Source organism: Desulfovibrio sp. (assembly GCF_009712225.1).
Lineage (GTDB): Bacteria > Desulfobacterota > Desulfovibrionia > Desulfovibrionales > Desulfovibrionaceae > Desulfovibrio.
In genome coordinates this window covers 211,082-231,197 of the sequence record NZ_WASP01000010.1, presented here as the reverse complement: position 1 = coordinate 231,197, position 20,116 = coordinate 211,082, and the positions used below count along the sequence as shown (strand labels likewise).

16 protein-coding genes and 1 pseudogene are annotated in these 20,116 nt (G+C 52.9%); 5 read left to right on the top strand and 12 right to left on the bottom strand.

The features are described 5' to 3' along the window. The first annotated feature begins 110 nt into the window (after positions 1-110). Genes cobN through F8N36_RS13340 form a run of 5 tightly spaced genes read left to right on the top strand, consistent with a single transcriptional unit; the run spans position 111 to position 8,853 of the window. Positions 111-4,013 (top strand): cobaltochelatase subunit CobN, encoded by a 3,903-nt coding sequence (cobN, locus tag F8N36_RS13360; protein ID WP_291333311.1) that lies wholly within the window; start codon positions 111-113, stop codon positions 4,011-4,013. Further along, positions 4,010-5,017: an ATP-binding protein gene (locus F8N36_RS13355; protein WP_291333310.1), complete on the top strand. Its 1,008-nt coding sequence runs from the start codon at positions 4,010-4,012 to the stop codon at positions 5,015-5,017. The genes cobN and F8N36_RS13355 overlap by 4 nt, the downstream gene beginning before the upstream one ends. Then, entirely contained in the window at positions 5,014-7,050 is a 2,037-nt protein-coding gene (locus F8N36_RS13350; RefSeq protein ID WP_291333309.1) for a VWA domain-containing protein, read from the top strand. The genes F8N36_RS13355 and F8N36_RS13350 overlap by 4 nt, the downstream gene beginning before the upstream one ends. After that, positions 7,047-8,009 carry an ABC transporter substrate-binding protein gene (locus tag F8N36_RS13345; RefSeq protein WP_291333308.1) on the top strand — a complete coding sequence of 321 codons (963 nt, stop codon included), beginning with the start codon at positions 7,047-7,049 and terminating at the stop codon, positions 8,007-8,009. Before F8N36_RS13350 ends, F8N36_RS13345 begins: the two co-directional genes overlap by 4 nt. A gap of 55 nt (positions 8,010-8,064) precedes the next feature. Then, positions 8,065-8,853 carry an energy transducer TonB gene (locus F8N36_RS13340; RefSeq protein ID WP_291333307.1) on the top strand — a complete coding sequence of 263 codons (789 nt, stop codon included), beginning with the start codon at positions 8,065-8,067 and terminating at the stop codon, positions 8,851-8,853. A 157-nt stretch (positions 8,854-9,010) separates the two neighbouring features. On the opposite strand, the gene F8N36_RS13335 is transcribed toward F8N36_RS13340, so the two are convergent. From F8N36_RS13335 to F8N36_RS13285, 12 genes and pseudogenes are all read right to left on the bottom strand, one after another. Next, positions 9,011-9,454 (bottom strand): metal ABC transporter permease, encoded by a 444-nt coding sequence (locus F8N36_RS13335; RefSeq protein WP_291333306.1) that lies wholly within the window; start codon positions 9,452-9,454, stop codon positions 9,011-9,013. Between the two features lie 56 nt (positions 9,455-9,510). Beyond that, a complete protein-coding gene (locus F8N36_RS13330; protein ID WP_291333305.1) occupies positions 9,511-9,678 on the bottom strand; it encodes a metal ABC transporter permease in 168 nt (55 codons plus the stop codon). Positions 9,679-9,717: 39 nt separating this feature from the next. After that, on the bottom strand, positions 9,718-10,038 hold the full coding sequence (locus F8N36_RS13325) for an ABC transporter ATP-binding protein (protein WP_291333304.1): 321 nt from the start codon (positions 10,036-10,038) through the stop codon (positions 9,718-9,720). Positions 10,039-11,305: 1,267 nt separating this feature from the next. Further along, positions 11,306-13,054 (bottom strand): methyl-accepting chemotaxis protein, encoded by a 1,749-nt coding sequence (locus F8N36_RS13320; RefSeq protein ID WP_291333303.1) that lies wholly within the window; start codon positions 13,052-13,054, stop codon positions 11,306-11,308. A 174-nt stretch (positions 13,055-13,228) separates the two neighbouring features. After that, positions 13,229-14,689, bottom strand: coding sequence for a catalase (locus F8N36_RS13315; RefSeq protein ID WP_291333302.1), 1,461 nt, complete (start codon positions 14,687-14,689; stop codon positions 13,229-13,231). Positions 14,690-14,988: 299 nt separating this feature from the next. Further along, positions 14,989-15,957 carry a dicarboxylate transporter/tellurite-resistance protein TehA gene (gene tehA, locus F8N36_RS13310; RefSeq protein WP_291333301.1) on the bottom strand — a complete coding sequence of 323 codons (969 nt, stop codon included), beginning with the start codon at positions 15,955-15,957 and terminating at the stop codon, positions 14,989-14,991. Continuing rightward, positions 15,950-16,429, bottom strand: a complete 480-nt coding sequence (locus tag F8N36_RS13305) for a hypothetical protein (protein WP_291333300.1) — start codon at positions 16,427-16,429, stop codon at positions 15,950-15,952. Before F8N36_RS13305 ends, tehA begins: the two co-directional genes overlap by 8 nt. Then, positions 16,430-16,585, bottom strand: a pseudogene (locus F8N36_RS16340) (TetR/AcrR family transcriptional regulator); the annotation flags it as partial. 42 nt (positions 16,586-16,627) lie between these two features. Beyond that, on the bottom strand, positions 16,628-17,221 hold the full coding sequence (locus F8N36_RS13300; protein WP_291333299.1) for a DUF302 domain-containing protein: 594 nt from the start codon (positions 17,219-17,221) through the stop codon (positions 16,628-16,630). Between the two features lie 16 nt (positions 17,222-17,237). Next, complete coding sequence (locus F8N36_RS13295) at positions 17,238-17,780, bottom strand: DUF417 family protein (RefSeq protein WP_291333376.1); 543 nt, start codon at positions 17,778-17,780, stop codon at positions 17,238-17,240. Positions 17,781-17,870: 90 nt separating this feature from the next. Further along, positions 17,871-18,290 carry a rhodanese-like domain-containing protein gene (locus tag F8N36_RS13290; RefSeq protein WP_291333298.1) on the bottom strand — a complete coding sequence of 140 codons (420 nt, stop codon included), beginning with the start codon at positions 18,288-18,290 and terminating at the stop codon, positions 17,871-17,873. An 865-nt stretch (positions 18,291-19,155) separates the two neighbouring features. After that, positions 19,156-19,794: a hypothetical protein gene (locus tag F8N36_RS13285; RefSeq protein WP_291333297.1), complete on the bottom strand. Its 639-nt coding sequence runs from the start codon at positions 19,792-19,794 to the stop codon at positions 19,156-19,158. Between the last annotated feature and the right edge of the window lie 322 nt (positions 19,795-20,116).

Below are 20,116 nucleotides of genomic sequence, written 5' to 3'. Positions count from 1 at the left end.
TAAGGATTCTGGCAGTCTGCTGTACTTGGGCAGCTGACTGCCAGAACTTGTTCATTGTGATTGCCAGGCGTGCAGGCTGATGCCGGACCGGGCTTTTGAGGGGCATCCTTATGAAACAGCAAACAGTACTGACATTTATTGTCTGGTCCAGTCACATGGCCGCCTTGCAAGAGGCTGCTGCCTGTCTGCCCGGCGATGTATGCGTGCGAATTTTGTGCTCGCGTGATGTAGAAGAGCAGCCCGAAGCATGTCTGGATGCCATTGACGCGGCCAGGGCTGTTTTTGTTTTTCGGGGGGCAGACGCAGCATGGAACCTGCTGGACGACAGACTTAAACTGGCGGGTGCGAATGTACCTGTCGTTTGTGTGGCGTCAGATCCGGGGGCTTGGGCGCTTTCTTCCGTAGTGCCGCAGACAGCGGAACGGGCCTATCGGTATCTTTCATACGGCGGGGCGGAAAATGCTGCCCGGCTCATGCAGTTCATGCTTATGCTGGCGTACGGTCAGCCTGTGGAATCTGTGGCAGATCCTCTGCTTATGCCGTGGGAGGGCCTGTGGCATCCCGAAGCGCCGGAGCCATTTTTTGAAAACGTGAATACCTACAGCGCGTGGTACAACGATTTCGCACAGCGCAAGGGCTTGCGCGGGCACAGTGTCGGGTTGCTGTTTGGCAGGCACTACTGGGTAAACTCCATGACGCAGGCCGAAACAGCTCTGGTTCAAGCTCTCGAAGCAAGAGGGCTGCGAGTGTTGCCCGCATTTAGCAATTCGCTTCATGATGCCGCACTGGGTAACAAGGGCGGGGTACGCTGGGCGCGGGAAGTTTTTTTGGACGCAAGCCAGCAGTGCAGGGTTCAGGCACTCATAAAGCTGTTGCCCTATTTTTCTCGTGAAAAATGTATGGAAGACGACCCCGCCGCTTTTGTGGGCGACGATTCCCCGGCCAGAGACAATGTGCGCCTGTTCAGAACAATGGACGTGCCTGTTTTTCAGCCAGTTTTTACATCTGCAAAAACGGTGGAGGCCTGGCAGGCAGACCCACAGGGCCTGGGATCAGAAGTAGCGTGGGCTGTGGCCTTGCCGGAATTTGAAGGCGTTGTGGAGCCGTTTTTTCTTGGTGGTACTGCGCCGGAAAAAAGCCTGGATTCCGTGGCCTACCGCGCGCCAGTGGCCGAGCGCGTGCAAAGGCTCGCCGCACGGGTTGACCGGTGGCTTGCCTTGCAAGCCAAACCTGTGGCGCAGCGCCGCGTTGCGTTCATCTTGCACAACGATCCCTGTTCCTCTGCCGAGGCCACAGTTGGTGGGGCTGCGGGGCTGGATACCCCGGCATCGCTGTGCGCCCTGCTGCGCGATATGCGCGAGGCCGGGTACGATGTGCAGGTTCCTGAAAACAGCAACGCCCTCATGCGCATGATTCTTGACCGCAAGGCCGTGAGCGAATTTCGCTGGACATCCGTGCAGGAAATTTCCGCCAAGGGCGGCGTGCTGGCGCGGATTCCGCTGGCTCAGTACGAGCGATGGGCTGCCGCCTGGCCAGCAGAAGCGCACGAGCGCATTGACGCCGCATGGGGCAGGCCGGGTCAGGGCAAGGACGGGCTTCCCCCAGCCATGACCCTCGACGGTCATCTGCTTGTGACGGGTATTTCGCTTGGCAATGCAGTGGTGTGCGTGCAGCCCAAACGCGGGTGCGCTGGTTCGCGTTGCGACGGGCAGGTTTGCCGTATTTTGCATGATCCCGATATCCCTCCGCCGCACCAGTATATTGCAACGTACCGCTGGCTACAGGATGGTTTTGGGGCCGACGCCATCGTGCATGTTGGCACGCACGGCACGCTGGAATTTTTGCCCGGCAAGGCCTGTGGACTCTCTGCCGCCTGCCTGCCCGACGTGGCCCTGCATGAGGTGCCACACCTCTACATATATAATGCCGACAACCCGGCAGAGGCCGTCATGGCCAAGCGCCGCAGTTATGCGGCCTTGGTCAACCACATGCGCCCCCCTCAGGTTTCTGGCGGGCTGCATGACAAGCTGGAGGCGCTGGACAATCACCTTGGTCAGTGGGGCGAGGCGCGCAGGCGCGACCCCGCGCGTGCCCACCAGCTTGAGCATTTGATACGCGAGGCCATGGCAAGCGCAGGTCTGGCGGATGTGGAAAATGACCTGCTGCAAAAAAATCCAGATGCACCGTTTTCAACCCTTGCGGCCAAACTGCACGAGGTGCTCAACCTGCTGCGCAATACCCGCGTGGACGATGGCCTGCATGTGCTTGGTCAGTTGCCGCAGGGCAAGAGCCGGGCGGATTTTATCTATGCGCTTTTGAGGCACGATACTGGCGCAGCTGCAGACCTGCGCCGTCTGATCTGCGCAGCAAAAAAGCTTGATCTGGATGCACTGCTGGAAAATACCCCTCAAGCAGAAGAACAGGCCAACGCCAACAATGGTCAAATTTTGCAGCGCATTGACGCCCTTGGGGCAAGCGTTGCGGAGGCCCTGCTGCTCATGGCAACTGATGGCGGCAACCCTGATGACGAACATCTGGCAGCGCTTTTGCCCGGTTTGCCCGCCAACCGTCTGCCCGATCTGTATGCGCTGCTGGCGCGGGTGTGCAATCTGGCCGAGCGACTGGATGCCTCACAGGAACGCGCGGCATTTTTGCACGCTCTTACTGGTAGTTACATTACCCCAGGGCCTTCAGGGCTGCTTGCCCGTGGGCGCGACGATATTCTGCCCACCGGACGCAACTCGTACACGCTTGATCCGCGCCGCCTGCCTACCGAAGCGGCCTGGCGCGTGGGCTGCAACCTTGCACGGGGCATACTCGACAAGCACCTTACCGAAGAAGGCCGGTATCCCGAAAATGTGGCCATGTTCTGGATGTGCAACGATCTCATGTGGAGCGACGGCGAAGGCCTGGGGCAGTTGCTTGCCCTGCTTGGGGTGCGGCCAGTTTGGCAGGGAGGCGTTGTAACCGGCCACGAGGTTATTCCGCTGGAAGAGCTTGGTAGACCGCGTGTGGACATAACGGTTCGAGTTTCTGGCCTGCTGCGCGATTCGTTTCCCGAAGCCGTGCGCTATCTTGATGCTGCTGTGCTGGCGGTGGCCGAGCTGGACGAGCAGGAATCAGACAACTACGTGCGCATGCACAGTTGCCAGCGGCTTAAGCTCTGGCAGCAGGAAGAAGGGCAAAGTGCGTGGCGCAGGGCGACACTGCGGATATTTTCGTCACAGCCCGGCGTGTATCAGGGCGGCGTAGACCTTGCCGTGCACGCATCGGCCTGGCGTACAGAGGCTGACCTTTCTGACGTTTTTGTTCGCTGGAACAGCTATGCCTACGGTGAGGGCGTGTGGGGGCAGGAAGAAGTCTCTGCGCTCACGGCAAGCCTTTCCAACGTGGACATCACCTACAACAAGGTTGTGAGTGATGAGCACGACATGCTCAACTGCTGTGCCATTTACGGTATCCACGGCGGTATGACAGCCGCTGCCAAGCATCTGAGCGGCCACGACGTGCGCGTATATTATGGTGACACGCGCGATCCGCAGCATGTGCAGGTGCGCGACATGGCAGACGAAATACGGCGGGTGGCACGCGGCAAGCTGCTTAATCCCCTCTGGATCGAGGGAATGAAGCGTCACGGCTACAAAGGCGCTGGCGATATGTCCAAACGGGCCGTGCGCCTGTACGGCTGGGATGCCACCACTGGTCTGGTGGATGACGGCATCTTTGACGACATTGTCCGTACCTTTGTGCTGGATAAAGAAAACCGTGCCTTTTTTGAAGAAAACAACCCTTGGGCGCTGGAGGAAATGTCCCGCAGACTGCTTGAGGCACAAGCCAGAGGGGTGTGGCAGGCCGACAAGGATGTTTTGAAAGCCTTGCGCCAACAGTATCTGGATATGGAAGGCTGGCTTGAGGAACGCACCGAGGCGCACGGCGGCAGTTTTCAGGGCGGCAGCATTGATATTTTTGTCACCCCGAATTCCGGTTTGGCGGGCAATGAGGGCAAACAATGAGCAGGTCACAGCAGTATTTCTATCCATTTTCAGCAATTGCAGGGCAGGAAACCTTGAAGGAAGCCCTGCTGCTCAATGTGGTCAATCCGGGCATCGGCGGGGTGCTTGTGCGGGGTGAAAAAGGCACGGCAAAATCCACCGCTGTACGGGCACTGGCGGCCATTTTGCCAGAAATGAACGTGGTAAAAGGCTGTCCGTGCAACTGCAACCCTGAGGCCGCCGACACCCTTTGCCCTCTGTGCCGCGACGAGCTTATCGACAAGGGCGAGCTGACAAAGGAAAAACGCCGTGTGCGCGTTACGGAACTGCCCGTGTGCGCAAGCGAAGACCGGGTTGTTGGTTCGCTTGATATGGAGGTTGCCCTTGCCTCTGGTCGTCGCCGTTTTGAACACGGCCTTCTGGCGTCGGCCAACCGGGGCATACTTTATGTGGACGAGGTCAACCTGCTGGAAGACCACATTGTTGATGTGCTGCTGGACGCTGCGGCCATGGGCGTCAACACTGTTGAACGTGAGGGGCTTTCGTGGTCGCATCCTGCCAGGTTTACCCTGGTGGGAACCATGAACCCGGAGGAAGGCGAGCTGCGCCCCCAGCTGCTGGACAGGTTCGGTCTTTGCGTGCACGTGCGCGGCATGGCCGAGCCAGAGCAGCGCATGACGGTCATGAAGCGCCGCATGGATTTTGAACGTGATCCGGCAGAATTTTGCGCAACATGGCAGGAGCAGGATCGCAAGCTGGCAGACAGGATCATGCAGGCACGCCGCCTGCTGCCCATGGTACAGGCAGACGATGTCTGCATGCACAGGGTTGTGGAGCACGCCATCGCCGCTCAGGTAGACGGTCACCGCGCGGATATTGTGATGCTCAAAACAGCCAGCACCTTGGCCGCCCTGAACGGGCGCGCCGATGTTGCCTGCGAGGATGTGGATAAAGCTGCAAGTCTGGCCTTGCCGCACCGCATGCGGCGTAATCCTTTTGAATCTGTGGGCGGGCAGTCTGCATGAAAGTAAACGGGCCGACCCGGCCTGTATTTCCTTTTGCGGCACTGACCGGGCAACCGCTTATGACGCGGGCCCTGCTTGCCAATGCGCTGTGCCCCGAAATCGGCGGTGTGCTTTTGCGCGGGCAAAAGGGTACAGCCAAATCTACAGCAGTGCGCGCATTGGTGGGGTTGTTGCCGTATGTTTCCGTGGTGCGCGGGTGTGCATGGCATTGTTCTCCCACAGGGCCGCTGTGCCCGAGTTGCGCCGCCGCCGCAAAGAATGGCCCCTTGCCCGTGGCGCAGGTGCAAACTCCTCTTGTGACGCTGCCGCTTTCATCCACAGAAGACCGGCTGGTTGGCAGCATGGACATGGAATCAGCCATAGGCAGGGGCAAAAGACGCATGCAGCCGGGGCTACTGGCACTTGCCCACAGGGGCATGCTGTATGTGGACGAGGTCAATCTGCTGCCCGACCACATGGTTGACCTGTTGCTGGACGTGTGCGCCAGCGGGGTGAACAGGGTTGAGCGTGACGGCTGCGCCTTTGTACACGCATCAAGCTTTGCACTTATTGGCAGCATGAACCCCGAAGAAGGGCCGCTACGACCACAGCTACTAGACCGTTTTGGCCTTTGCGTCGACGTGCTGGCCCCACAGGACGTTGCAACCCGTATGGAGGTTTTGCGGCGGCGCATGGCTTTTGATGGGGATATCGCAACCTTTTTGGCTACATGGCAGGAGCGGCAGCAGGCCGTGGCCGACATGCTTATGAAAGCCAAGGCATTGTTGCCAGAGGTGCGCGTTTCCGAAACCTTGCTGAAAGACATGGCTACGCTGTGCGCAGAGGCTCTGTGCGCTGGCCATCGCGGTGAACTTGCGCTGTTGCATGCCGCCCGCGCCCTTGCTGCTCTTGATGGCTGCCCGGCTGTGCGTGATGAGCATGTGCAGGAGGCGGCGGCCTTGGCTCTTGTACATCGGCGACGCATGCAGGCACCGCAGCTGCCAGAGCAAAATACTGCCGGGGCCGCTCAGTCGCAGCACGAACATGAAGAGCAGACGCCCCAACCCTCAGCGCCGGGGCAGACACCTTTTGCGTCGCAGGAGCCTCTGGATGCCAGCCAGATGGAAGTTGCCCCGCAGGATCAGGACAATGCGGAGGCGACAGCCGATTCTTCCGGCATGGACAGGGAAGAAGTTTTTTCGGCTGGCGATCCGTATCGGGTCAAGCCGCTGCAAACCGCTGCCGACAAACGCCAGCGCAGCGGCAGTGGGCGGCACAGCCGCTCGCGTACGGCACAAAAATGCGGCCGGTGCGTGGGCTATTCACACCGCCCCCTGCAGGGCAATGCCTCTCCTGATATCGCGCTGGAACCCACAATTATGGCTGCGGTCTTGCGCATGGCTGCAAGCATGAGAGGAGGCGCGGGCTATCCGCTTCAGGTGCAGAGGCAGGACTGGCGCTATAAACGCCGCGAACGAAAGATTGGCAATCTTGTGGTATTTGCTGTGGATGCCTCTGGTTCCATGGGGGCTGCCGGACGCATGTGCGAGGTCAAAAGCGCAATTCTGTCTTTGCTGCTGCACGCGTATCAAAAGCGCGACCAGGTCTCGCTGGTGGCTTTTCGTGGGCAGCAGGGCAAGGTTTTGCTGCCGCCCACCGGCAGTGTGGAGCGCGCATCACGCGAACTGGAAATACTGCCCACAGGCGGGCGCACACCTTTGGCAGATGGCCTGAAAGAATCGTTTCGCGTTATTGGCACTGCCCTGCGCAAAAAGCCCGATACTCGCCCCATTCTGATTGTGGTTTCAGACGGCAGGGCCAACTTGACGCCCCGTTTGGAGGAAGGTTCCGCTCTGGATGCCGCGTTGGCTGAAGCTGGCCGTATTGCGCAGGATGCGCGCGTGCATTCGTTTGTGATTGATGTGGAGCAGGCCGGTTTGCTGCAATTTGGGCAGGCGCGTCAGCTGGCAAAGGCCCTGCGGGCCGAGTATCTGCCGGTACAAAATCTGCGGGCGTCCACCCTGGTGGGGCTTGTGCGGGAGATGACGGCGTGAAGCTGCTTTCTGCGCTGTTTTGCTTTCTGCTGGTCTTGGCGCTTGGCGCAAGGCCGATTCTGGCGGAACACCGAATAGTTGTCTTGCCGCAGGACGTGTTGGAAGTGGTACGCCTGCTGGGTGGCATGCCACAGGTTGTGGGAGTGTCACACCATGCGGTTGACCGCCGTGCCCTGATGCCCGAGGTTGCGGCCCTGCCCAGCGTGGGGAGCGGGTTTTCGCCCAATTTTGAAAGCATCGCGGCCCTTTCGCCCGATGTGGTCATTGCCTGGCGCGAGTACCCCGGTATGGAACTGGAGCAGCGGCTCAAACCTTTTGGTATCCGGGTTGTGCGCTTGGACATGCACCTGCCGGAAAATCTGGAGCAATGCGTGCATGTGTTGGCAGATCTTTTGGGCGGCCATGCGCATAACAAGGGCGAAGTTTTTCTGCGGTGGGTGCGTCAGGCAGAGAGAAACCTCAAGGGTTGCATTCCTGTCAACGACAAACCGCCCACCGTATTGGGCCGGCACTTTGTTGCCGAGCGTGTGGCCGGGCCGGGGTCTGCACTGTTTGATCTCACCGTAGGGGCCGGGGGAAACAATCCCGCCAAGGTGCTGCATGCGGCTTCTTCAATCATCAATATGGAATGGGTTGCAGAGCAGAACCCAGCTGTGATCATACAAAGCGTTTCGCTCTGCACGCTTGATACTGATAAGGGCCAGGAACAGCTGGCACAGGCCAGAAACCGGCTCATGGGCCAGACAGACTGGCAGGGCATGGCGGCAGTGCACACCGGGCGGGTGTACGCTCTGGCGTCTGATATACTGGGCGGGCCTCGCTGGGTAGTAGGCTTGGCGGCCATGATTGAGGCCCTGTATCCCGATGCCCAGTGCACCCCCAGTGCTGTGCAGTTGCACGATGAATATCTGCGTCTGTTTCAGGCGGGGAAAGCTGGAGGCGCCATTGTTGCCCCTTGACCCGCCGCCACGCCGCGGCCATCGGCATCCAGTCCGTTGGGTTGGACTTTCTGCCGTGCTGCACGGTCTTCTTGTCTTTGGAGTGATCGCGGCCGCCAGGTATTTGCCGGAGTATTTACCGGTTCAGGCTGGGGGAGCGGTGATGGTCAGTCTGGCCAGTCTGGGGGGCGCTTTTTCTGGAGGCGACATTGCACAAGACTCTGCCATGCTGGAAAAAACGGTTGCTGCTCAGGTGAAATCAACCTTAGTGGAAAATGCAAAGCCCGATCCCCCAACCAGAGATGCGCCGCAACGCGAACAGGCTGTTCCCATAAAAAAGCAGGCCGCCAAACCAAGACCTGTAGAAAAAGAGCCTGGTGACAAGCAGAATGCCGCTGTGCTGAGGCCACACGTACAGCAATCTGGTACCGCGCCGCCTGCAAATTCCACAATGGCAGCAGGTAGGCCTTCTGCTTCTGGAACGAGCGATGATCAGGGGGCTGCAAACGGTGGAGCAGACACAGTAAATGCTGCACGAGAAGGAGCGGCTGGCAGTGGAGATACCCAGCCACAGCTTGTGCCCTGGAACAGCACCGGAGGCCCCCGGTTTTTGCATCAGGCCCCCCTGCGTTATCCCCGCTCAGCCCAACGCCGTAACCTTGAAGGAAAGGCGGTTGTGGAGGCGTATCTCGATATGCAAGGCAAATTACTCCGCGTCCGCGTGTTGCAGGCTGATCACGAAGATTTCGCCTATGCGGCACTGGCTTGTGTGCAGTCGTCATCGTTCAAGCCTGCCCAGCGAGAAGGCAAGGCCATTCCCTGTGTGGTGCGTATTCCCATGTTTTTTGTACTTAAGGGGATTTAATGATTAATCTGATTGCTCTGCTCCACAGGGGAGTCCTGTTTAATTCGGTGAATTTTCTTTGGCGAAAGGATCATGGCGGCAACCAGTATGGTGGAAGAACCCAGCACAATAACCGCCCCCGGCGGTACAGCCCAGTAGAATGAAAGCCACAGGCCCGCTACTGAAGCCGGCGGCCGAACAGGGCAGCCAGCAGAAACATGCGGCTCAGGCGATAGGTGTTCTGCAATGCCGTGGCTGCGGGTGTAACAATGAGCGCATAGATCAATAATCCGTCGATGGCCTTAAGGGCAAAAGCCACCACCAGCCCCATCAAGACAAGGCAGGCATAGTATATGTCCTTAACGGGAATCCCCGCAGCCACCGCCGCATGGCTTTGCCCCATGATTGCCTCTATTTCCTTAAAGAACAGAAAGTCAAAGCCAAACAGAAGCAAGGCCGTTACGGCCACAAGTTGCAAGTCAAAGCGTGTGACCGTGAGCAGGCTGCCCCGTATGAGGCTGAGTCCTTCTGTCCGCAGCATGGCCAGACTCATCACCACCGAAAAAACAACACCCATGGCAGTATCAAGGCTGAAGCCTGGCTTCTCGGCAAGCGGCCCCACAGCAGAAGCAGCCCCTAGGCTGGCCGCAAGCCCCCAGGCTAATGGTGGACACCAAACTATAAGGCAAGCAGCGCACCTGCAAAGGCGGCGTGCGAAACGCACATGCCCACCAGGCTCATGCGCCACAGCACCACAACTACACCCATGGCCCCGCAGACCGAACCGCCAAACAGGGCCATAAACAGTGTGCGCTGCAAAAAGGCATACTGAAAAAAGTCTTCCATATTCCACCCGTGGGTATTTGCTACGTAGGGCCGTCCTGTTCAAAACAAGGCCGCCATGCGCTCGCCACTGTATTCTATCTGAATAGGCACGGCATACGGATTACTCAGCAGGTCAGCATTAATGGCATCCTGAGCATCACCCTGCCAGAACAGGCCGCCAGCCCGTAGCATGGCAACCTTTTGAGCCAGTGCAAACACTGCGTTGGGGTCATGCGTTACCATGATGGCGAAGAGGTTGAATGTTTCTCGCAGTGTGGCAACTGCATTGCAGATGTCCCTCTGCACCCGCCAATCCAGCGCGGCAGTCTGTTCGTCAAACAGCTGTTCCGGCTCCTCCGCAAGAGCACGGGCAAGCGCCACCCCTTCGCTGCTCTTTGCGGGTCAGCATAGGTTGCAACCCACCATAAAGCCGAAGCCAACGATGTCCCGCCTGGAGTCCGAATATCGAACAAATCTGGCACCGCTTGTCCGTGCCGCATGATGGGAAATACAGAGTTCGTGCCCGCGGTATCAGGGAAGGCCATCACTGCCGGATTCTCGCCATGGACATGGCCCCGCGCAGTTGCCACGGCAAAGCAGGTTCGATTGGCGAGGTTACGTGGCCCGATTTTAACGGGCTGAGGGAATCTGCCCGTTTTTTATTCCAGAATACCACATGTTTTGGCTGATGGGGATAAGTTGAAGAACTTGATCTAGGCGAAGAAACCCCATCGATGGCGTTTGTTGGGGCAGATTGGCTTTGGTATCAAAAGTAGAATCTCCTTGGCTTTTTTTGAGATTCTACGTTTTGAGCAAAATAAAAAATTGGGCAGAGCTAAAACCATGAAATTTTCTTTACGTGTAAAGGACAAAAACGCACATAACTAATTAGCATTTTTTTGTTTTTTATGGTCACGGCTTGCCACTATTGTCTTTTAGGAGGTCTTCCCTTTCCTGATTTAAAAAAGATTGCGGATAATGTGTTTTCCCACATTGGGGCATTAACCATTACTTGTAACTCTTGATCGCTATTTTTTGTGTGCAAATTATGTGCACACTTTGCAATTTTTGACTCAAGTTCAGCGATGCGCTTTTGTGCATGATCGAGCTTAATTCGTAACTTTTCTGCATTCCCAACTGTGCTCGATAAGTCCATTACAGTTTCAGAAAATTGATTCTGGCTATCGCGGCGTATGCCTTCTCAAAGCATTCAATATCAAAGCATTGCGCTCCCCCCGTGGGGGTATCGGTGAGGTGCGGAGAGGTGGAAGACGGGAAATGTTGAGAAACAGGCGGCCAGCAATGCTTTGCGCTCTGGGGGTATTGAAATGGCTTCCAACCGGCTTTTTAGTCTTCGTACCCCCAGCCAATATTGGGGTATGTCAAAAGACGTAGCTGAACTTGGTTGGAGCCTTAAAAAGCAGAAAACCCGCCAAGCTGTTAGCTTAGCGGGCTTCTTTGAACTCTCTTGGAGTTCAAGATGGTGCCGAAGGGGAGAATAGGCACCGCGACACCATCGAGTCCAAAACAACCTGATATTATTGATAAAATTTTTCGAGATTTTTGTCTATGCCCCCGCACTTTGCCCCCATAGTAGCTGTGACTTACGTGAAAATTCAGCACAAAAGGTAGCCGGGACGAGAACCGCTTACGCCGACATGGCAAGATAAAGGTGATCAAGCTCGTCAAACAACTTTTGGCGAACTTCTTCAAATTCAGGCATAATGTCTTGTGCTTCTCTCTTGTTACCTTGTTCGACCAAGGCTGCTATGCGGATAGCCAAAGCATGTACCTGTTCGTGGAGTTTTCCTATTTCCTGAAAGATTGGGTTGTTACCCCAATTGCGTTGTCCTTCACCGTCATACCATTTACCGAAGGCGCACTGGTGGTGATCGATCATCTCTGCTGACTTCAGGAACATATGTCCTTGCAGTACCGCTTCCAAGCGTGATCGCCATGCCAAATGCGCAGTTTTGATGGCACCTACATCAAAAGGTTCATCGCCAAGATTAAATTCGCAAATGGATTTGTTCATCCCTTTGGTCAAACTGGTTAGTTCCCTGGCCGAAGAATTGACCTGAATGGTGCTGGTCGCCATCTCTGCAATTGTAGAATTAACAGAATTTACATTTTGAGATATATTTTGAACTGAGAGATGCCCTTTGTGGGCTCTGTCGCGCATGTTGTCCGTTGTTTCAGTTATAGTTGTCATCATTTTTGAAATGTCTACAGATGCTTGTGAATGTTCACCTGTGGCTTTTGAAGAACTAAATATCATGTCTTTGAGGGCATTAACGTCAGAATTAATGCTTCCGACTTCTTGACTCACAATGTGCATAGCTTCCATAAGGCTGTCAGTTTCACGAATCTGCTCTTCGGCCACACTCATACTTTTTTCGATTGCAGTCACGGCATGTTCCGTTGAAGCAAGATTGCTGCTGGCCATTGTTTGGATAGATCTTATTGCCGTTTCCACATCTTTGGTTGCATTCATAGTCTTTTCTGCAAGCTTGCGTACTTCATCGGCAACAACTGCGAATCCCCTGCCTGATTCTCCAGCCCTGGCGGCTTCAATGGCTGCATTTAACGCGAGGAGATTCGTTTGGTCTGCGATGTCAGCAATAACACCCAAAATCGCACCAATAGACTGACTGTCCTGGCCTAATGCTTCCATATCCGTTCTGAGAGATACTGCCTGTTCCCGTACACCTGCGATTGAATCGTTGAGGTTGCGTAAGCCAACAATGCCTTGTGCGGCCTGTTCTCCAAGTGATTCAATGCGAAGAGAGTTTTCACGGGCGGTATGTGATACCTGCTCCGCAGCTTCCAGAGCGCTTTCCATATTACTGGCAATGGATTGGCTTGATTGACACATTTGGCTTACGCCTGTAGCAATCCCGGCGACATGGCTAGCAACTTCCCTGGCGGACAAATCCACAGATTCCATCTCACCCAAAAGAAGCAGAGTTTCATCATTAATGGCGGAAGTGTCACGTAGAGCTGTCTGGGCTTTAGTGCTGGCTTGGTCAGAGTTCTTTTCAAAATCAAAGCTGTAAGCGGAGATAGTCGAGATAGCATTTCTATCTTTAATGGCGTAAGTACGCATCCGCATAATCGCGGAACAACTTTCACTGGAACTATGGCAGCCGCTCAAATTACCAGTCGTCAGTCGGTCTATTGCGTTTCGATGTATACTAAGCTGGTGTGCCATTGGGCGCAAACAAGAAAATCCGAACCATATGCACAATGCAGTGAATACTGTCCATCCCGCAGCAAGTGTTGGCATTAACGAAAAATTAGAGGAAAACACAGCATAGATAGTTAGGACACAATTAATAATAAGAAGACTAACAAGCGTGAGATAGAACTTACTGTAACTCCTAGGTACGTTATGCATGACTCTCTCCTCATTCAAAGCGAAAACAATGTGCCTCAATAAATTTTTTATTATCCTATAATCGGCTTATAGCTGTATATCTTTAGGGTAGTGCGCAAGGCACTACCCTAAAGTGTTATGGACTGTTGCAGAAAGATTGCGATTCTGTCGAATAATTTCCGTAATGGGATGGAACTAGATTTTTTCTGCCGGAATATCGCAAGCTCGTGCCACTCCCGCTCCATATGCCGGATCAGCTTTTGCGCAATTCCTAATGTGTCGCAGCTTTATTTCTTCGGGGGCATCTCCAAGGGCGCGGGCGGTATTGCCAAACAATACCTCTTGCTGCTCAGGACTCATTATTCTGAACAATTTTCCTGGTTGCTCGAAATAGTCCGCATCATCGCACGGATATGACCAATGGTCAGCATCTCCGCTGATTTTTAAAGGCGGTTCGATAAATTCTGCTTGTTCCTGCCATATCCCATGGCTGTTAGGCTCATAATTGGTGAGCCCCCCATAGTTGCCGTCTACACGCATCTGACCATCACGGTGGTAACTGTGGAAGGGGCAGCGCGATTTGTTTACAGGAATGAGGTGGTGGTTAACGCCCAGCCGGTAGCGTTGGGCGTCCCCATAAGAGAACAGCCTTCCCTGTAACATTTTGTCAGGAGACAAGCCTATGCCCGGTACAATATTGGTGGGGTTAAAAGCGGCTTGTTCAACTTCTGCAAAATAGTTTTCCGGGTTACGATTGAGCTCCAGAACGCCAACCTCAATGAGAGGGCAATCCTTATGGTACCACACCTTTGTCAGGTCAAAAGGATGGTAGGGAAGTTTTTCTGCTGCAGCTTCTGGCATGACCTGAACAAATAGCGTCCAACGTGGGAAATCACCTTTTTCAATATGTTCGAAAAGGTCCCTTTGGTGGCTGTCGCGATCCTTACCAACTAGTTCCTGCGCTTCGGCGTCAGTGAGGTTTTTAATGCCTTGCTGCGTGCGAAAATGGAACTTCACCCAATAGCGCTCATTCTGTGCATTGATAAAGCTGAATGTGTGGCTGCCGAAACCGTGCATGTGCCGATATGAAGCAGGAATGCCGCGATCACTCATGACGACGGTAACCTGATGCAACGCTTCTGGCAGAAGCGACCAAAAGTCCCAGTTATCCGCCGCACTGTGCATGTTGGTGCGGGGATTGCGTTTGACCACATGGTTGAGGTCAGGAAACTTTAGTGGGTCTCTCAAAAAAAACACAGGGGTGTTGTTGCCAACAAGGTCCCAGTTGCCCTGATCTGTATAAAATTTGATGGCAAAACCGCGAATGTCCCGCTCTGCATCGGCTGCCCCTCGCTCACCAGCAACGGTCGAGAATCGAACGAACAGGTCTGTTTTTTTACCAATTTCAGAAAAGACAGAAGCCTTTGTGTAATTCGTGATGTCATGTGTGACAGTGAACGTGCCATAAGCGCCGGATCCCTTAGCATGCATGCGACGTTCCGGGATCACCTCCCGATCAAAATGAGCCAGTTTTTCAAGAAACCAAACGTTCTGAAGAAGCATTGGCCCTTGGGGCCCGGCGGTCATTACACGATTGTTATCGGCAACAGGGGCTCCGGCGTTGTTGGTAAGTTTGTTACTGTGATCATTTTTCATGCTGTTCCCCTTTTAATATAGGTTAGTAAAACTGCAGCCATCTCACATGCGGGCAAAGAAGTGCTGCTGTCGCACGATCAAAGCGCCACGCTAACGGTAGCTATTTTGTTGAGATGTCTTACAAATATTACAACTGTCATGGCGCGTTGTTTTCAACTCAACTGGCTTATGATAGCTAGAATAGTTGTCCGTGTAAATAATAATAGTATTTATTATCAATATTTTTTGCTACAGTTGATTACATCTGTTCTCTTGTATCTCCCACGTACTTGTCGGGTGAATCCTAGAGGGAAGTATTACTACGCATCAACCGTATGGTTTTGTAACTTTTTTATAAAAAACAACAGGGTAAATGCTATGAGAGCCACTATGCAGAATGTTCCCATGCCAAAAAGGCCCCAGCCGAGGGCTAGCAAATCATTCTCACCGGTTTTGCTGTAGAATGTTATCATCCGAAGACCGCAGCCAGCCATTGAAGCCAGGCCAAATGAAAAAGCCCAAAATGAGGGTGTGAAGCCTCCCTCCAGCGCCCAAGGCAAAAGCCTGAGTAAAAAAATGGCCTGCAAAATGCCATAGCCGATCAGCGCCAGGGCAATTGCGTCAATTTCCCCTCCGTTTATCGATAGGTAGGCAGCGCAACCGACAAAAGCTGGGGCCAGCTGGATGCCAATCACCGGGCGCGCAGCCGCTGCAAGCGCTTGCATGGTTCTTAATCTGTGCAGTATTGCGGCCTCGAGGCTCAGCCAGGAAAGCATGCCAGCGCCAAAAAACAATGTTCCCCATAGCAGATGCCCTGTGGCACCCATTGCTGATGCGCAAACAAAGTTGGCGGCAACAGCTGGTAAATAGATGATGGGCGTTGTTGCCTCAGCCACATGCGTGCCGCGCCACAGTCCTCCTCCACGATAAGCGGCAAAACCCAGCTGTCCGATTATTCCAGCTGCAAGCAGTATCCATGAGAAAACTCTGGAATATGGCAAGACGGTAATGCCCATCAACAGCGTAGTTATGGGGATCAGGCTTATGAAGCAGCATTGGATGACATGATGCAGTTCTTCAAGAGCTGCATTTTTTTGGCATACCCATTTATAAATATATGTGCAGAGCAAAAATAACCACAAAATTGCGCCAGTCAGAAGCAGGGCATGCCCCGGCCAAGCCGGTAGAAGCCCGGCGTTGGAACCATAGCGCCAGGACAGACCCAATCCCAACAAGCCAAGAACAATGGCAAAGTAATTAACCGGGACAGGGGAAATACGTTTAAGCATGTTGTCTGCCCCCACATTGCCGATTGGGGGCGGCTTTTTCCTGAATTTCGGGTTTATCCGCAAATAGCCTGCAAAGAGTCTGTTCAATAAGGGTTTGCCCTGATTCCGCAGGTAATCCCATTTTGACCATCATCTTGATGCCCCATACCTGAACCTGAAGGAATAGCGCCGCCTCTGCCGCAGTGATGCCGGGGCGCAAATCTTTTGCAAGCGCAAGGTGCTTTTGAAAAATTGCCCGCAGGTCATCCATGCACGTATTAAGAATTGCCCTGATCTCCGGGTCATCGAAATGTGCTTCAAGTATGCTGTTAACAAGAAAACATCCCCTGGACTTGGGATCAGCCAGCCCTGTATCCAGCAAGGTTTGAAGAAAATATCGTATCTGCTCGCGGCCAGGACTGTTTTTTCCCAGAAGCTCGGTTACTTCAGTGCATGCTTCACGGGCGTAATCTTTTATGGTGGCATGGATCATGCCCTTTTTACTTCCAAAAGCGGCGTACAGGCTGGCCGCATTAACACCAGCCTGCTCAACCAAAAAACTCACAGGGGCAGAATGCCCATATTCCCAAAAGCAGTCGGTGAGCTTTTTCAGCAAAACTTCTTTATCGTAACTAGGTGCTCTACCCATGTAATACCTCTTGATTCCGGCATAGTTGCATGATTTACGGGGTTATGCCGTTACAGCCTGTGCCAGGGTTTTCAGCAGGGTTTCCATTTTTTTCAGGCTGGGGTGATCTGGCTTTATCCCCAGTGCCGCAGCCTGTTGTGCAGGATTATGGTAGGCCAACCATGTCGCCCCTGAGGCATCTTCATACACCAGTACCTTGAGAGGCAGGTTCAAAGACATCAAGGGGTTTTCCACCATGAGGGGGGTGCCGACGGCAGGATTTCCAAAGAAGGTTACCCATGCAGGAAGCTGGAAAAGATCGTACGCTTTGGCGTTGGCCGCATGGTCCACAACGTAGAAAATCTGGATATTTTTTTCTGCAAGCCAGTTCTCCAGGCGCTGTTGTACGGTGGGGGCATCCGACATCGCTCTCACGGCGTGCAGGCCGACAACATTGCTCATATCGACCTCTTGCGAAGCAGGTTGGGGGGAGGGTTGGTTTTCGGTATTCATGTTCTGTTCCTTTGCAATATTGGGTTGCCCTGCCTGGCAGGATGCGTGTTTAACCGCGGTCAAATTCTTTTTCGAAAGGGTATGGCCCTCTCTTGTATCTACGCCCTGGTTGTTCAGCAGAATCTGGATGAGCAGCCAGGGCATAGTGTTACGTATTCTTTCAGGCGTGTTGTTTCTTGAGATATGCCTTTGCGGAGTCCACCATTGTAACGGCTGCCGCCCCCATCATGATCACGTCCTTGATAACAAGTCTGCCTCTTCCGCTCAAATATGGAAATCCGTGCTCAATATCACCCAAAGCTGGTACCCATGATTCCGGGGTGGTAATCAAAAAGGACAAGGTTACAAAGGACATGCCCACAATCAGTGCGCTGCCGATGGCGGCCACCTGTGGCAGTAGCGGATGAAGGCACAGCATTAACCCCAAGGTAACGATTACTGCGCCGATAATGTAGGAGGCTGTGTAGGTTCCATGTTGCGTGTGCCATGCTCTGTTTTCCGGAACCAGCTTGCCTTCGGGATTCATATGACTTTTATATTCGTCAGGAGCATCCATCAGGAAGCTCATGAACGGGCTGTTTGCAACAAATGGAACAATGCCATCGGCTTCATAGGGAGCAATCTTTAGCCCGCCAATCCATAATAAAACAATGATCATGCCAACTCTTGCCATGGTGACAGCAACGGAATCCATTCGTGACATGGCTTCAAATATTTTTTGCACAGTATACTCTCCAGAAAAGCAGTTTTATTGAGATGTTAAATGTACACACGCGGATGGGGATGATCCCACCTATTTAAAGGTAAATGTTCCATTTTTTTCGTAAACAGGAGTTGCGGCGAGGTACCAAAGTTGAGCATGCTGCTGCCCGGATTTTTGCAGCGTCAAGTATGCAGCTTCGGCTCGTCTTCCTGTGCGGCAAACCAGAAGTGTTGGAACATTCGGGGGGATCTCCGCAGACCGTTGGGCAAGTTCTTCTATGGGAATATTGACTGCTTCAGGGATATGCCCTTGACCAAATTCTTCTGGCGTCCTCACATCAATAACCAGAAGGTGCTTTCCAAAATCGTCAATGAGGCTTTTCCCCACGGATGCGTCTACTCTTCCGGCTTCGGGCATCTGTGCCCCTGCTGGCAATGCCTGAAATGCAAAAAAACACACCAGAAGAATGGCTGTCGCGGTGTATTTCAGGGAATGGTTATACGTGTTCAAGGTGCCCTCCTTTTTTATTTATCGTTCATTAAAAAATAATTTGTGTCAAGCTTTCTGTCTCATGTCGGGTTTGTGCGTAAGGCCTATGGGCTAGCTTGTTGCCTTGGGAAAAGGCGAGACTATGGTTTCACCGAGGGCTGGCGTTATCAACGGGAAAGCTCCACCCTTTTTGTTGGTTGCTGCCTGGTGCATGGTTCTGATCTTGAAAGTGAATATCAGGAGACACAGTTAAAATTTTCCATCATTCTGGCTGGGGTATGTCCAGATTGGGAAAAAATAAGCCAATGCGAGTTAAAAATCGTGACGTTATTCTTGGAATGAAAAAAATAAAATTCAATCGAATTATGTGAATCGTCAGAAAACTAAGCAGTGGGGCAACTACTTTTTGCTGTGGTTCTTGAAAGGCTCTCCCCCCCCCTTTTTTATATATAAAAAATGAGTTGTTACAGGATGTTGTTGTCTGTAAAGAATCTAAAAATATGATGAAGCGGAGAATAGGCACCGCGACACCATCGAGTCCAAAACAACCTGATATTGTTGATAAAATTTTTCAGTGATTTTGTCTATGCCCCCGCACTTTGACCCCATGCTTTGACCCCACTTAGGTGAAAGTGAACTTAAGGCTAAGTGTTCTTTGCCAACCATTGTAGCACGATAGCATTGTTTTAAAGAGAAGGCGTTTGTTGACGTAGCTACATTTTTTCGATCAATTGCTGAAAATTGCATTGCACCTGAAAAAGCCTTTCGTTTTCTAGCTCTTCGATTTTGAATTTCTTCCTTGCTTTTCAATATCACCAATATGCTTTGCCAACTGCGTAGTTTTCAACGCAGCGGCGCATTACTCTATATACCCATGAACAGATCACTAGAAGCGAGGCTTGTGGCGTGGCTTAGAATCTGGAATCAAATTCGGATCAAGGCCTTCTACAATGATCGATAACTGACTCAAATTGCTTTCTTGGACAGCAGACACGAAGCTCGGTCGTTTGTCACCGTGCTTACAAGCAATGAACATCTCAACGATATAATTTTGTAAAGAAATCTGCTGTCCCGATGGAGTAATTTCAGAGTCACTTCGCAGTCGAACCATGGGAGATGCTCCGCTTATCATCGGCGTTTCTAGAATCAAGTACTCCTTTGTGTGCTTCGACATTTTGCTACACTGCTCATCAAGGCGTCGTTTTTCGCTGGTGCGGAGTTTTTCGATTTTTCCGCGCTTACCTTGGCCAAACACCGCCTTAGATACATTGTAATCCCGCCCCGTCATTTCGAGGCTTATCGCAAAATCTGCGCCGAAGCGACTTTCCGCGGATTTTGGCCCTCGGTCATCAATAACAGTAGTTTTAAATTTTACCAAGGTACCGTCATCATCTTCCCAAGCAACCCCCCTCAGTCTTCCCATCAATGCAGCCACATACGCGGGTTCTTGCGAAAAACTCTTTGGATCTAATTCTGAAAATGCATTTTGAATATAACGGGTAACTGCCGCTGTCACCTTGTTCATATCCGACACCTCCTATTTTAAAAAGGCCAAAAGAACTACCCAACATGGCGATATTTTATGTCAAATATCTTGCGAGCACTAGTGTATTTCATCATTCCTGCAGCAAATTCCTTATAGACAGCTAAATACCTTTAGGAGCATCTGTAGAGTACCCTCCATTTCTACCGGACACCCCTCTAACTAAGGAGGAGATGCTGGAACTATGCCTGAAACTAGTGCTAAAATAAGCTCAACGGTGGAGATAATGAGCATAACTCACCGCCGTTGTTGGTCTGTCTGTGAGAAAGTTCGCTTGATAGAGAAATGTATTCGGGTCCCGGTT

Coding starts and splice junctions, on each gene's coding strand:
- F8N36_RS13300 (WP_291333299.1), bottom strand. CDS start 17,221: ATGCCCTGGCTGCTCATCCAGATTCTGCTGAACAACCAGGGCGTAGAT.
- cobN (WP_291333311.1), top strand. CDS start 111: ATGAAACAGCAAACAGTACTGACATTTATTGTCTGGTCCAGTCACATG.
- F8N36_RS13355 (WP_291333310.1), top strand. CDS start 4,010: ATGAGCAGGTCACAGCAGTATTTCTATCCATTTTCAGCAATTGCAGGG.
- F8N36_RS13305 (WP_291333300.1), bottom strand. CDS start 16,429: ATGATCCATGCCACCATAAAAGATTACGCCCGTGAAGCATGCACTGAA.
- F8N36_RS13320 (WP_291333303.1), bottom strand. CDS start 13,054: ATGCATAACGTACCTAGGAGTTACAGTAAGTTCTATCTCACGCTTGTT.
- F8N36_RS13350 (WP_291333309.1), top strand. CDS start 5,014: ATGAAAGTAAACGGGCCGACCCGGCCTGTATTTCCTTTTGCGGCACTG.
- F8N36_RS13285 (WP_291333297.1), bottom strand. CDS start 19,794: ATGAACAAGGTGACAGCGGCAGTTACCCGTTATATTCAAAATGCATTT.
- F8N36_RS13330 (WP_291333305.1), bottom strand. CDS start 9,678: ATGGAAGACTTTTTTCAGTATGCCTTTTTGCAGCGCACACTGTTTATG.
- F8N36_RS13295 (WP_291333376.1), bottom strand. CDS start 17,780: ATGTCACGAATGGATTCCGTTGCTGTCACCATGGCAAGAGTTGGCATG.
- tehA (WP_291333301.1), bottom strand. CDS start 15,957: ATGCTTAAACGTATTTCCCCTGTCCCGGTTAATTACTTTGCCATTGTT.
- F8N36_RS13315 (WP_291333302.1), bottom strand. CDS start 14,689: ATGAAAAATGATCACAGTAACAAACTTACCAACAACGCCGGAGCCCCT.